Origin of the sequence: Leptolyngbya sp. NK1-12, assembly GCF_032598965.1 — a bacterium.
Classification (GTDB): domain Bacteria; phylum Cyanobacteriota; class Cyanobacteriia; order Elainellales; family Elainellaceae; genus Elainella.
This window is the reverse complement of record NZ_CP053586.1, coordinates 2,796,578-2,809,843: the sequence shown is the minus strand read 5'-3', so window position 1 is coordinate 2,809,843 and position 13,266 is coordinate 2,796,578. Positions and strand designations below refer to the sequence as shown.

11 protein-coding genes are annotated in these 13,266 nt (G+C 51.1%); 7 read left to right on the top strand and 4 right to left on the bottom strand.

The window, feature by feature from the left end:
- Window positions 1-154 precede the first annotated feature (154 nt).
- The gene (locus HJG54_RS11755; RefSeq protein ID WP_316435137.1) at window positions 155-1,285 is read left to right on the top strand and encodes a HetZ-related protein 2; all 1,131 of its coding nucleotides are present in this window, start codon (window positions 155-157) and stop codon (window positions 1,283-1,285) included.
- A 290-nt stretch (window positions 1,286-1,575) separates the two neighbouring features.
- The gene (locus HJG54_RS11750) at window positions 1,576-2,994 is read left to right on the top strand and encodes a hypothetical protein (protein ID WP_316435135.1); all 1,419 of its coding nucleotides are present in this window, start codon (window positions 1,576-1,578) and stop codon (window positions 2,992-2,994) included.
- Between the two features lie 69 nt (window positions 2,995-3,063).
- Here the strand turns inward: HJG54_RS11750 and HJG54_RS11745 are convergent, their stop codons facing one another.
- The 3 genes from HJG54_RS11745 to HJG54_RS11735 form a co-directional block, all read right to left on the bottom strand.
- The gene (locus HJG54_RS11745) at window positions 3,064-3,573 is read right to left on the bottom strand and encodes a PAM68 family protein (RefSeq protein WP_316435134.1); all 510 of its coding nucleotides are present in this window, start codon (window positions 3,571-3,573) and stop codon (window positions 3,064-3,066) included.
- A 15-nt stretch (window positions 3,574-3,588) separates the two neighbouring features.
- Entirely contained in the window at window positions 3,589-3,858 is a 270-nt protein-coding gene (gene rpsO / locus HJG54_RS11740; protein ID WP_036004973.1) for a 30S ribosomal protein S15, read from the bottom strand.
- A 215-nt stretch (window positions 3,859-4,073) separates the two neighbouring features.
- Window positions 4,074-4,790: a hypothetical protein gene (locus tag HJG54_RS11735; RefSeq protein WP_316435133.1), complete on the bottom strand. Its 717-nt coding sequence runs from the start codon at window positions 4,788-4,790 to the stop codon at window positions 4,074-4,076.
- Between the two features lie 468 nt (window positions 4,791-5,258).
- Between HJG54_RS11735 and HJG54_RS11730 the strand changes: the two genes are divergently transcribed.
- Window positions 5,259-6,308 (top strand): potassium channel family protein, encoded by a 1,050-nt coding sequence (locus tag HJG54_RS11730; RefSeq protein ID WP_316435132.1) that lies wholly within the window; start codon window positions 5,259-5,261, stop codon window positions 6,306-6,308.
- Here HJG54_RS11730 and HJG54_RS11725 read toward each other — a convergent pair.
- Window positions 6,305-7,690 carry an MATE family efflux transporter gene (locus HJG54_RS11725; RefSeq protein ID WP_316435131.1) on the bottom strand — a complete coding sequence of 462 codons (1,386 nt, stop codon included), beginning with the start codon at window positions 7,688-7,690 and terminating at the stop codon, window positions 6,305-6,307. The genes HJG54_RS11730 and HJG54_RS11725 overlap by 4 nt on opposite strands.
- Before the next feature lie 372 nt (window positions 7,691-8,062).
- On the opposite strand from HJG54_RS11725, the gene crtH reads away from it, so the two are divergent.
- The 4 genes from crtH to HJG54_RS11705 all read left to right on the top strand — a co-directional run bounded on the left by crtH (window position 8,063) and on the right by HJG54_RS11705 (window position 13,258).
- Window positions 8,063-9,661 carry a carotenoid isomerase gene (gene crtH / locus HJG54_RS11720; protein WP_316435130.1) on the top strand — a complete coding sequence of 533 codons (1,599 nt, stop codon included), beginning with the start codon at window positions 8,063-8,065 and terminating at the stop codon, window positions 9,659-9,661.
- Between the two features lie 359 nt (window positions 9,662-10,020).
- Window positions 10,021-10,818 carry a transporter substrate-binding domain-containing protein gene (locus HJG54_RS11715; protein ID WP_316435129.1) on the top strand — a complete coding sequence of 266 codons (798 nt, stop codon included), beginning with the start codon at window positions 10,021-10,023 and terminating at the stop codon, window positions 10,816-10,818.
- Window positions 10,819-11,820: 1,002 nt separating this feature from the next.
- Window positions 11,821-12,543 (top strand): amino acid ABC transporter permease, encoded by a 723-nt coding sequence (locus HJG54_RS11710; RefSeq protein WP_316435128.1) that lies wholly within the window; start codon window positions 11,821-11,823, stop codon window positions 12,541-12,543.
- Window positions 12,536-13,258, top strand: a complete 723-nt coding sequence (locus HJG54_RS11705; RefSeq protein ID WP_316435127.1) for an amino acid ABC transporter ATP-binding protein — start codon at window positions 12,536-12,538, stop codon at window positions 13,256-13,258. The genes HJG54_RS11710 and HJG54_RS11705 overlap by 8 nt, the downstream gene beginning before the upstream one ends.
- Window positions 13,259-13,266: the final 8 nt, after the last annotated feature.

Below are 13,266 nucleotides of genomic sequence, written 5' to 3'. Positions count from 1 at the left end.
GCAGATTAGCAACTATCAAGCCCGCGAACTGACCACTGGCTCAATAAACTATCCTAAAAACTGCCCAGGATCGACGACGACAAGACAGACGATGAGACAAACGTTGGAGAGGGATATAAACTAGAAAACTACCAAGTGAGGAACTGCAATTCTAATGTCACTGGCTGAGGAACTCAGACAAAACTGGCGAGCAAAACTTCAGGCAAGCGAAATAACACTATCATCTGCCGACCAGGAGAGTGTGATTAGCTGGCTGCTAGGCGAAGATGTAGAGCGGTTCGAGGAACTACCGTCGGCCCAACTTGCGGTTGCTCAGCAGGCGATGGACTACCGGCTGCGGATTTTGCAGCAGCGCTACTTAGGGGTTCATCCTGAACGAGCCTACAATCAGCTATTGCAACGGCTCAGCAGTTTGTTTTTGATTCGTAGCCGAATTCGCACCTGGGTAGCGCTGTCTCGGGACCGCCGCCGCACGGTCATGGATGTCCTGCAAGAGGTGATCCAGGAGCTAATTCAAAGCGACAAGTATATTCGGCAACAAATCAGCTGGATTGGGCGCTGTACCACTAATCCCCGCTTGCGTAATGCTCTGATGCTGACCAGCATTGAAGAGTATTGCCTGCGTCCGATTCGTAGTCAGCCGCTGCTGGTGTATCGCTTTGTCAACTATCTGCGGCGGTCTCAGCGAGGAGGTATGACTCAAGTGCCAACCGGAGAACTGATTCGCTTGGTATCTGAAGAAATTACGCCCGATGATGCCGATAACCCGGTCAGTTTGCTCGACGCTCAGGCAATTTCTCAGTACCAGGAATCCCAAGCTTGGGAAGAACAGCAGGCAATGCGCTCCAAAGTGCTGCAAGAATTCCTGACTTATTTGGAACAAGAGGTAGAACCTGCCGCGGCCGAGTGGCTCAAACTTCATCTGCAAGGCCAATCCCAAGAGGTGATTGCTCAAACGCTGAACCTAACGGTAAATCAGGTTTATCGGCTACGAGAGAAAATTAGTTACCATGCGATTCGCGTGTTTGGGTTTAAGCATCAGTCAGAGCTAGTCGGCACATGGCTCGGGACATCCTTGGCCGAGCACAATTTGGGACTCACCCCAGAACAATGGCAAACGCTTTGGGATAGTCTCACACCAGTGCAGAGGGAAATCATTGAACGGTTGAAAGCCAAATGTGGCCTGGATACCATTGCTAAAGAGCTGAATTTGAAAGTGAATCAGGTCACAGGTGAATGGAGTAAGATCTATCTAGCGGCTCAGAAATTGCGCAATATATACTAAATTTTTGACTAAAGGCTGGAGTTACGGACTGTAAAGGTCTGTAGGAACCATTTGCAGTAACCATTCTGTAGTAATCATTATCCCAACAGCTATCACAACCATCAGGCATGAGTCAGGCATGAGCAGCCTTATTTTGACCGGCTCGGCATTGAACCGGTTGAATGGCTAATGTATCGGGTGTTCTTGTTGGACAGGCAAATTACACAGCAAATTACACAAAGGGTTGAGACGGCAGAAGAGTGCTCTTAGCCCTGAGTTGGGCACTCTAACTTAAGGGTTGGGTAACAGCTATGGCGTCGCCTTTAGACAACCAACGGGCGTCGAATCTCAGACACTCAGTTCATCAACGCATTCTCTCCCAGTTTCAAGACAATTGGGCGACCCGTTTGAATGTCGATCAGATGTTTGTCTTGATTGACGGCGTTTTACCGTTTGAAGCCTGTCTGTACTATCAAGTTTTACCCCTGTTTCTAGAGGGCAATCAGCTGCATCTAGGTATGGTCAGCCCCGATGATATGGCTGCCAGTGACTATGTGCGCCACATTGTTTCCTATTTGAACTATTCTCTAACTTGCCATGCCGTTTCTTCTGAAGCTCTGCGAGTGGCGTTAACGGCCTATCTCAACCATGTTGGCAGTCAGCAAACTAGCCGCGAAGCCTTCAACTACGGCCATTACCGCCACACTACTCGCAAAAGTGACCGAGCCAGCAATCCCAACGAACGCCTGACGCTAGTCGTAGATAGCCCAGATGACCTGTATGGCGAGATGGACGGAGCTGAGGTAACGGCAAGTCCCGTTACAGCGCCACCTAGCCCCACCGCAGCAGCCGGAAACCTAACAGAACAACCAGCTGAGAATCGGTCAGCTCAACCTGCAACCCAACCTTCAGTTAGTTCCGAGGCGGCGGTGTCACCAGTCGTTTCAGCAGAACAGGTTCCACCAGAACAGGCTGAAGTTACTGAGCCAGTGGCTAGTCCTGAACCATCCCAGCCACGTGAACTGCCCCAGCCAGATGCCCATCCGCTGCTGAACTCGCCCGCTCCAGCCCCGTCACCAGAGGCACAACCGGCAGCCACAGCACCCGTTAAGCCTCTAGCCATGCTCCAGCTCCAAACCAAGCACATCACCAGCCCAATCGAGACACTAACCACCTTACCCCCTCAGGAACTGGTGCAGGAACTGCTGGCGCGCGTGTTGCTTGGTGGGATTGGGCGCTTGTATTTTGAGTGCTATGCCCAGCATGGGCGAGTGATCTGGAGCCAAAATGGTGTCCTGCAATCTGTGCTTGATCCGGTGGCACTGCCGGTGTTTCAGGCCGTGATTCAGGAGCTAAAGACTATGGCCTGCATTGCTCGGTTGCCCGTCACCCAACCCCAACAGGCCGAACTAGAGTACTTGTATGACCGCAGTGGCGTTTTGCTGCGATTCCGGTTTATGCCGGGTCAATATGGCGAAGAAGCAACGGTCCAGGTTCTGCGGGGAGCTGCCCTCAAGTTTTATCAGCAGCAGCAGTTGAACAAGCTGGAACATGACGCCATAACAATTGCCAAACAGCTCCAAAATAAGCTGAATGAAATTCGCGCCCGCGCCTACTCCCAGCCTTCTTTGCTAGAACCCAAGTTTGAAATGCTACCCAAGCTGAGTCAAGTGCTGCACCATATCGAACATCAGCTTGACGAACTGGGAGTTGATACAACCGATTCGTAGGTCCGAGAGTAGGACCTGAATCGATCTGTCCGAGAGATTAAACCGAGCTTGGTGCTACTCCTACCCGTATTACTCCTGCTTTTTATTGGCTCGCCATGCTTCCGTCATGCGGCCCCAGTTGGTTCTGAATTCTGAGAAGCCCAGCCAGCTGCCCGCCCTATCTTCATCCCAGGACGCCGACAAAACTCCATAGCTGACGCCCAACACTCCCAAGCCAAACCAAAGCAGGCTGACCAGTAGCACCGCATAGGTCGGCAACTGCAACCAATCGTTGCTAACGACCAAGTAGCTGACGATAAAGGTGGACATTCCCAAAGCCGTCGGAATACCGCAAAACAGGGCAACCCGCTTCACCATGCGGCGACTCACCACCTCAGGAATGCCCTCTGTCCGGACTTTAGGCTTGGATTTGGACGTGCGGTTGCTCTTAGTAGCAGAAGCGCTTTGCCCAGCAGGCTTACCAGACTTCTTCTCATTCTGCTTCTCAGTCTGAGTGCTTCTGGGTTCAAACGGCATCGCTTTGCGCTTCGAGGCATCGCTCGAACCCTTAGAGGCATCTGGCTTTGGCTTCGCAGACATTGGCTTATCTCCGCTTTATCCCCGGATTCCTAGGCGGCTAATCAGTGCCCGATAGCGTTCTTGGTCTTGCTTGAGGATGTAAGCTAATAGCCGTTTACGTTGACCAATCATCTTCAGCAAACCGCGCCGAGAGGCATGGTCCTTCTTGTTCTCTTTGAGGTGAGCGCTGAGCCGGTTGATGCGCTCAGTCAAAATTGCCACCTGAACATCTGCCGATCCGGTGTCTGTCTCGTGAACTTGGTACTCCGAGATAATTTCTTGTTTACGCTCTTGCAGCAGTGCCATGAAACTAATTAATTTCCTACTTATATAAGCCCAGTCGCTTATGATATCACATCCCTATAAAGCGTGGGGAGGCTTCACGACCATCGTTGCGCTAGCTATTCGATTGGCTGATCGAGTCAAAGTAATGCTGTCGAACAGCACTTCTTTACCAAAAACTCCTTTATCAAAAGCTGATTGCCGTTCAGTAAATTAGCCAACTGCTGAGGCTGAATCGCTTACAGCCGCTCGCCTACTTGGCTCAAGGAACCTAGTTGCCTTAACCGATGCTGCTCCTGGTTAAATTCTCGTTGTTCGGGGGTCAGCAGCTCATACTCAATCGGCAAGCGCATGTCCCACTGCACTTCCGATAAAAACAGCAAGCTACCGGCCATAACCAAGCCCGTCACCAAAAACTGCCACCCGGTAGCATAGGGCAACAGTGGAATCGCTAGCAGGTGCACTACGCCAGTTAACAGAAAGGTGCGGGATCCCATACCGAATCCCGTGATCAAGTAGCCGACGGCACTCAAACCCAGCCAGACTGGGCAGAGGTACAGCAGAAACTGCCAATAGCCGCAGAGGATGCCTAGATCGGTGTAAAGAATGCCTAGCCCCATCAGGCCCGCCCAGCTATAAATTAGCCAGCGCAGACGTTCTACCGTAACCCAAAACCAGGCTAAAACAGCCATCGCCACCACACCCAGCAGGGTTAGACTTGTCCACAGAAGGGCTTGCTGAGTCCAGCTGATTGGGCTGAACTGCGCCACCGCAAAAATTAGGGCTGTAATCAAGCCCCAAACCACAAAAATCTGATCAATTCGGGTATAGAAGCGAGAGAACAGGGTCCAATTCCCCATCTGCCAGTGAATTTGCAGTAGACCCAAACGGTCTTGAATATCGAGCGTGTGCTGTTTGTGACGAAAAATTGGTTCTGCGGAGTTGAAAAATTGCATCCAGCGCTTCTATCCTGGGAGAGAGATTCACATTATTTTACATATCTTAATCTCTTGAAGCGATTTTTGAGGTCCTGCTATCGATGGATTTAGTTCCGTCGCAGCGGAATCAAGAAAGTAGGTTGGGCTAAAGCCATAAAGCTGGGATGAGAGTAGCTTCAGCTACATTCTGGAGGACATGATGAGCTTAAGCTGCTGCTGATTCGAGCCTGATCATGACATTTACCAACTGTTCGTGCCCATCTATCGAGCGTTGTCCCAGTTGATTCATCAACTCTTACAGCCTTTTTCAGGCTAGTGAAGTACGAAAAACGGGGTGCCTGCCCGTGCCCCCACACCCCCCATACCTTACATGAGTGAAAACCGCTGTATTGAGTTTGTGTTATTGAGTTTGCGGCTTAACCGAGTTGCGACACCTGAGTCAGTGAACCAGAGCAAATCCAACGTTTTCAGCACGAGGACTAACCCATGCGATCGCCAATGCGGCGGGTCATCACAGGTGCCGTTTTCTTTGGCATTACCTTAATCGGCTCTGTAGCTGGGTATGTCCTGTTTGGCTGCCCGGTCTCGGATGCGGTTTATATGGTGGTGATCACCGTATTTGGGATTGGCTACGGAGAGTTTTGTCCGATTTCGCCGCTGCAGCGCATGCTTACCATTTTAGTGATTGTCTCTGGTTACTCGTCCGCAGCCTACACCGTGGGAGGATTTATCCAAATGATCACAGAAGGCGAAATCAAAGCCGCCCTGGAGCATCGCAGAAAAACCAAGGATTTGGCAAATTTGGAACAGCACACGATTGTTTGCGGCTATGGGCGAATTGGGCAGGTGCTATCCCGTAAACTCACCGAAGCCAAACAAAACTTTGTGATTGTAGACAATGACCCAGAACGACTCGCCAACGCTGAAGAAAACGGCTATCGAGTTTATCAAGGCAATGCCACTAACGAACAAGCCCTGCTAGCAGCCGGAATTGAGCGGGCCAAAGTGTTGGCGACCGTCTTGCCGGACGATGCCTCAAATGTATTCATCACCCTAACCGCACGCGGCCTCAACCCTAATTTGACAATCGTGGCTCGGGGTGAAATGCCCAGTACAGAAAAGAAATTGCGTCTAGCCGGAGCCGATCACGTCGTTTCTCCAGCCAGCATCAGCGGCATGCGGATGGCTAATTTGATTACCCATCCCAACACCATTGAGTTTTTGGATCAAAGCGAAGAGCGCACCCGCCTCAATGAACTCCTAGCCCAAATAGATGTCCAGGTTGACGAACTCACCATTCCACCCGGTTCACCACTCGTAGGCGGCACAATTGGCGACTTGGAAGTCCGAGGCAAAGGCACCTTCATTGTGGTAGCGCTACGCAAGTTCAGTGGCGAAATCATCACTCATCCGGATCACAACATGCCGCTCTCAGCCAAAGATGTAGTGATTGTGCTGGGCCACCGAGGTGACATTCCGCAGTTTACCCGCCTGTTCGAGAAACGGCAGATTCGCTACCGGGGAGCGAAATCCTAAAGCTCTGTAATGGTCTGGGCGCAAGTCTTGGTGCAAAACCGCCAGGTGAGAATCGCAGCTGCAATGGCAAGGCCGAGTGCTAACCCCCACCAGAGACCAACACCGCCAAGCTGTAGCTGAATCCCTAAGAAGTATCCGCTCGTGAGGCCGATGCCCCAGTAGGCGATAATGCCAATCAGCATCGGAATGCGAGTATCTTTTAGGCCACGCAAGGCTCCGGCAGCACTGACCTGAATTCCGTCCACAATTTGAAAGAGGGCCGCAACCCGCAAAAACTGCTTAGCGAGAGCGACAACTTCCGCATTGGCCGGATTGGTGACATCCAGATACAACGCCACGATACGTTCAGGAAACAGCCAGAACAGCAGCCCCATCAGGCTCATAAATAGTGCCGCCATGCCGATGCCGACCTGACCCGCCAGTCGCGCACCCCGTGTATCCTGTTGCCCGATCTGCTGTCCGACCCGCACCGTCGTTGCCAACGAAATCCCCAGCGGCACCATGAAGGTAATCACTGCCGTTTGTAGTGCTACCTGATGAGCTGCTAGCATGGCCGTGCCCAACTGCCCCATCAAGAAAGTCGTGATTGTGAACATGCCGGTTTCCACAGCCGACAGCACGCCAATCGGGATGCCAATCTGCATCAAATCAAAAAAGATGCGGCGGTCGAGGTGGGGCAGTCCACGAAACAGTTGATAGGCGCGATAGCGCGGCTGAAATCGAATGTGGAGCAGCAGCGCCAAGAACATGCCCCACAACGAAATCGTACTCGCCCAGCCGATGCCAGCCAGACCCAACGCCGGCAGCCCCAGCTTACCGAACATCAGCACATAGTTAGCCCCAACGTTGAATAGCGTTCCGGCAATCATAATCACAATCACCGGACGCGGCTGAGAGAGCGCCGTCACAAAACTGCGTAGCCAAGCAAAGCCCAGAGCAGGCAGTACGCCCCAAACAATTGAGTGCAGATAAGGGCGGGCCAAATTTACCGTAGCCGCATCCTGACCGAGCTGCATCAGCCAAACATTAGCAAACCAAACCAACAGTCCAATTGGCACCGCTAAGCCGACCACCAACCACCAGCCCTGCCGGACCACTTTACCGGCAACCGCAGGTTGATTGGCTCCGAAGGCCGTTGCCACTAAAGGGCTAACCGCCGAAATTACCCCCGTACTCACCAGCACCAGTGACTGAAATACCGCTGCTCCCAAGCCACCGGCGGCCAGGATCGAACTGCCTAACAGCCCCATCATCACCGTATCGAAAAAGGTAGTGCCCGCCTGGGCCAACTGTGCACCTGCCAAGGGGGCAGCCAGTAAGAGGCAGGCCCTGATCTCAGCCGCTAAGGCTGGTTTACTGACGGTCGATTTCAACGGATTCATGGACAGTGGTTTAGGTAGATGCTGAGCGTTGAACTTAGCAATTGGCAAGCAACACGCACTCAATCATAGGCTGCAATGGTTTTCTCCACGGCTTACTCCAGGGTTTACTTCACCACTACTGCACAGCCAGGAGCTGTCCCCTGCCTACAGCACAAAAAACTATTCTCAATAGCTTCTATTTACTATTGACATTTATTCTCAACAACCTTACTATCGATCTATAGTGTTCTCCTCTCAAAGGATCGGCAGGTGGGGTTAGTCGGCAGACTGATCCCCCATTTTTTTAACGCTGGTCCTAATCAGCAGGAAATCCGAGGTCCATAGATCGATACACTGATGAAGTAAGTCAAATGAGTTTGCCTGCCTGTTTCTATGCCTATCGCTTCTCAACCCTCTGATTTTGGCGTCTCTACCGAATTGTCAGCATCCCCCAGTCGTGCAGTTGAGAGTGCCGAATCTCACCAACCCAGCGAGACCAGCCAAGAATTCGATGTGATTGTAATCGGCTCGGGAATTGGTGGCTTAGTTACAGCAACTCAGCTTGCAGCCAAGGGAGCCAACGTGCTGGTGCTAGAGCGCTATTTGATTCCAGGAGGCAGTGCGGGCTATTTTGAACGAGCGGGCTATCGCTTTGATGTGGGTGCTTCAATGATTTTTGGTTTCGGAGAGCAGGGCACCACTAATTTGCTGACTCGCGCCTTGAAAGCAGTGAACGTCAGCCTAGAGACTATCCCCGACCCGGTACAGATTCACTACCATCTGCCGAACGGTCTGGCGCTGAAAGTCCACCGAGATTATGAGAAATTTTTGCAAGAACTCTCAGCCTGCTTTCCCCATGAGCAGCAAGGCATTCGCCAGTTTTATGACGAGTGCTGGCGGGTGTTCAACTGCCTGAATGCGATGGAATTGCTGTCGCTGGAGGAACCCCGCTACCTAACCCGAGTGTTTTTCCAGCATCCCTTGGCCTGTTTGGGGTTAGTGAAGTATTTGCCTCAAAACGTAGGAGACATTGCCCGTCGCTACATTCAAGATCCAGAGCTACTGCAATTTATCGATATGGAATGCTACTGCTGGTCGGTGGTACCGGCGGACCGGACGCCCATGATTAATGCAGGCATGGTATTCAGCGATCGCCACTATGGCGGCATCAACTATCCCAAGGGCGGCGTCGGCCAAATCGCTCAAAAGCTGGTCGAAGGACTGGAGAAAGCAGGCGGCCAGATTCGCTACAAGGCGAGAGCCGTCGAAATTATCTGTGAAAATGGGCGGGCCACAGGCGTGCGTTTGGCTACGGGAGAAGTGTATCGGGCCAGACGAATTGTTTCGAACGCCACCCGCTGGGACACGTTCGAGAAGCTGCTGCCCCCGGAAAAGATGCCCCGCTCTGAGCAAAAGTGGCAACAGCGCTATCAAAAATCTCCTAGCTTTTTTAGTCTGCACTTGGGAGTAAAAGCCGAAGTCCTACCAGCCGAAACCGAGTGTCACCATATCCTGCTGGAAGAGTGGTCGCAGATGGAAGCGGCCTACGGCACAATTTTTGTTTCCATTCCTACCTTGCTCGATCCCAGCTTGGCTCCGGCAGGCTACCACATCATCCATACCTTTACTCCCTGCTGGATTGAGGATTGGCAACATCTGTCCTCCGCGGACTATACCGCTAAGAAAGAAGAGATTGCCGCTCAGATCGTCAACCGCCTAGAAGTTTTGTTTCCAGGATTAGCAGCCGGGTTGGACTATCAAGAAGCCGGAACACCACGCACGCACCGGCGCTTTCTAGGCCGGATGGACGGTACCTATGGCCCGATTCCGAGCCGTAAACTGCTGGGTCTGTTGGGTATGCCCTTCAACCGTACCGCGATTCCTGGCCTCTATTGCGTGGGAGACAGTACCTTTCCAGGTCAGGGGCTAAATGCTGTGGCTTTTTCTGGTTTTGCCTGTGCCCATCGGGTTGCGGTTGATTTGGGGCTATAAATTTAACGGGTTAAAGCTGGCCCCTAGCCTGCCTTTTCTATAATTTTTGTATCTTGGGAGCCATCCTTAAGGCTGAAAAAGGGTGATATCTTTAGGCTGGAATTATATAGAAAACCAACTGATCCCCGAACAAGGGAGGTGGAGGATTATAACGTCCTTGAAAAATCCTTGAGAAATGGTGATTTTCAGGAGAGTCATGGCAAAGTGGTAGCTCGTCTATTATTTTCTGAAATTACCTTTGCGCCCCCCTTGTGACCCACTCCACCGGTGGTCATTTCTAGTCACTTTATCTGATACAAGAATTGTTCTGCATCTTGAGCAGGCTTTCGTTTTGACATTTTTGATCAGGCTAAATTGCTATGAAACACATTCGCTTTTTACTGACTGCATTTTTGAGTGCATTACTGACCATTTTTGCTGTTACAGCTTGCAATCCAGGGGGAGGCAATAACACGAGCAGCGGTGCCCAAACCCTAACCATGGCAACCTCGGCGGACTATCCGCCCTACGAGTTTGTCGATTCGTCTAGCGGTAGCCAAGAAATTATCGGCTTTGACGTAGACATTGCCAAGTACATCACTGAGCAATTGGGCTATGGATTGACGATTAATAACATCGACTTCAATGGCTTAATCCCAGCGTTGCAATCCAAGCGAGCTGACTTTGTCATGGCCGGGATGACACCCACCGAAGAGCGTAAACAAAACGTTGACTTCTCAGATATTTACTTTGAAGCCAAAAACACCATTGTTTCGAAGAAAGACAGCAACCTGACTACCGCTGCCGACCTTAACGGCAAGCAGGTTGGGGTGCAACTCGGCTCGATCCAGGAAGGAGTTGCCAAAAAAATTCAGGGCGCTAACGTGAAGCCCTTGAACCGAATCAGCGAAATGGTGCAGGAACTAAAGGCGGGCCGGGTTGATGCCCTGATTATGGAAGACACGGTTGCTAAAGGCTTCGTTGCCAACAATCCGGATCTAGCGTTCAACACGCTTCCTAACGAAGGGGAAGCTGGCTCAGCTATTGCTTTTCCAAAAGGGTCAGAGCTAGTTGATAAGTTCAACCCAATTCTGGCTGAGATGAAGAGCAGCGGCAAAATGGAGGAGCTGGTGAACAAGTGGTTTGGGGAAGAGTCACCTGCGTCTAAAGCCAGCTAACTGTTGGGGCATAAACTTGCCGCGTCAACTGGGCAGTTCTGTTACCGGAATTGTCCAGCTAGCCGAGTGCTAACTAGCAGCCGAGTGCTGAAACAGCCCCCTGACAAGCCATCACAAGACAAGCCATCACAAAAGTTTGTAGAGAATTTTGTGTTAGCTGCCGGAAGGCTGCACCCGTAATCTACTTTTCCATTTGCTTACACTTGAGTTGCAAGCTTGCTTGAGGGTAGGTAAATTGGCGTTGCTGAAGAGTATGAATTGCCCTCCTAGCCCCCAATTCTGGGCTACGGTGTACACACCAAGTCGAAGATCCCCCCTACCCCCCTTACAAAAGGGGGGAACCGTAGGCAAAGCCTGTGCGCAGCACCTACCAACCACGGCTTGAAGTCCCCCTTATCCTATGCCGAAGGCGCATCCCCGTAGGGATTTAGGAGGATCAAACCCTTACATTGCGTCGCGATCGAGATCGGTGTACAAGGTAGCCAATTCTGGGGGGAACCGGACCTTTTCAAAGTCCCCAGCATATAGCCCTAACCGGGTTACCAGAAAGGGGATTATAGCCCTGCGGGCATCCCAGAAAAGGGGGCTACCAACGTACAGCAACGCCACGATTCATACCCTAATTCAGCAACGCCGGTAAGCAGACATCTTTTTGTTAGTAGGTGTCCCCCTGCTCTACGTCTAAATTTGCCTACCTGACTCAAGCAGCCTAAGAGGGATTGGAGAAAAGCTTAGACTACATGAATATCCGGTAGCTTTGTGGCTAGAGGCAAGGCCCTGCTGTTTTTGCTACCGTTCTAGCAGTTTGCCCGTAGTAAACTTTTGTCACCTACAGCTAGACCAAATTGGAGCAACCGAAGTATTCTAAGCTTTTTTAACGATGCTATCTCTTAGGTGCGATCCATCCATAGAGCAGCTCTAAATCACATCTAAATTATGGCTAAATTATTGATACAGCCTCCAGTTTTATACAGCGCAGACCGGGTGAGGAATAACTGACGCATGATGTTTCAATGGTTTGATCCGTTTAATATTAGCCAGTTCTATCTGCTGGGCCAGACCGGGCTAAATCTAGACTTTTCCAAGATCATGCCCAGCATTCCCTTTATTGTGCAAGGGATCTGGGTCACGCTCGCATTTACAATCGTCTCAGCCGTGATTGGCTTTGCTTGGGGGACAATTCTTTCAATTTTTAAGATTTCCAATATCAAACCTTTGAAGTGGTTTGCCGACTTTTATACGTCGATTTTTCGAGGTACGCCACTGATTTTGCAGTTGGCTCTGATTTACTTCTCAACCCCCCAGCTAACTGGTTATGCAATTCCTCCGTTTCAGGCTGGTGTGATCACTTTTGCACTCAACTCGGCAGCCTACAGTTCAGAAACTATTCGCGGTGGTATTTTGGCTGTCGATAAGGGCCAACGCGAGGCTGCTATGACGCTTGGAGTCGCCTATCCCTTGATGATGTGGGATATTATTCTGCCTCAGGCGTTTAAGAACATCCTGCCAGCTTTGGTTAACGAAAGTATTGCCCTGCTGAAGGATTCTTCGCTGGTCTCTACTGTGGGGGCGCTGGACCTGATGCGGCGGGGGCAAATTGTGGCATCGGAAAAATTTATCTACTTTGAACCCCTGCTATTTGTTGGATTGATTTACTACGTGCTGGTGATGTCCTTAACTTGGGCGGCCCAGCGGTTTGAAAGGAGGATGCGGAAAAGTGATTAGAACTGAATTTTTATGTAAATCGTTTGGCAAGCTTGACGTTCTTAAAGATATTTCCACTGAAATTAAAAAAGGCGAAGTCGTTGCCATCATTGGTCCTTCGGGAGGCGGCAAATCGACCTTTTTGCGCTGCCTGAATTTGCTAGAAGTGCCGACGCGAGGCCGAGTTTATATCGATGGCATGGATATTACTACCGGCAAGGTAGACATCAAAAAAATCCGCCAAAACATGGGCATGGTGTTTCAGCACTTCAACCTGTTTCCCCACAAAACGGTGCTGGAGAATGTCACCTATGGCCCTCTGAAGGTGAAGCATTTGCCCAAAGCCGAAGCTGAGAAACTAGGGCTGGATCTGTTAGCCAAAGTCGGATTGGCCGAGAAAGCGGATGCCTATCCTTCGCGTCTATCGGGTGGACAAAAGCAGCGGGTCGCCATTGCCCGTGCCTTAGCCATGCAGCCAGAAATTATGCTGTTCGATGAACCCACCTCTGCCCTTGACCCCGAAATGGTGAAGGAGGTGCTGGATGTGATGAAAGAACTGGCTCGGACCGGCATCACGATGGCAATCGTCACCCATGAAATGGGCTTTGCGCGGGAAGTGGCAAACCGAATTTTGTTTCTGGAGGGGGGTCGCCTAGCCGAAGATGCACCCCCGGATATTTTCTTCACTAACCCCAGAAGCGAGCGGGCCTGCCAGTTCCTGGAGAAGGTGCTGTAGCAAGCTAT